General features: G+C 62.8%; 1 protein-coding gene. It reads right to left on the bottom strand.

The genetic code is table 11. From position 1 onward, the window contains the following. On the bottom strand, nt 1–231 hold a 231-nt coding region (locus SB772_RS46085; RefSeq protein ID WP_410839280.1), incomplete at both ends, for a LysR substrate-binding domain-containing protein.

The following is a 231-nucleotide window of genomic DNA, read 5'->3' as shown; positions in this document are numbered from 1 at the left end:
CGATGTGATCAGGGAGAACCGTCGCCAGCTGCCCGCGACGCACGATCTCGACGATTGCACCGACCGTATCCACTTCGATTGCGACAAGCGGTCGAATAGCGTGACGCGCAAAATGCTCATCGATGAACCGGCGCGTCGCGAATGTGTCGTTCAGCAAGACCAGCGGCTCCTTGCCAAAGTCAGGCCCCGCGAGTGCCTTGCGGCGTGCGGCACGCGGGTGGTTGCGGCCTA

Source organism: Paraburkholderia sp. SIMBA_030, assembly GCF_046535245.1.
Lineage (GTDB): Bacteria > Pseudomonadota > Gammaproteobacteria > Burkholderiales > Burkholderiaceae > Paraburkholderia.
Note: the sequence above shows the minus strand (reverse complement) of the source record. Positions and strands in the feature narration are given on the sequence as shown.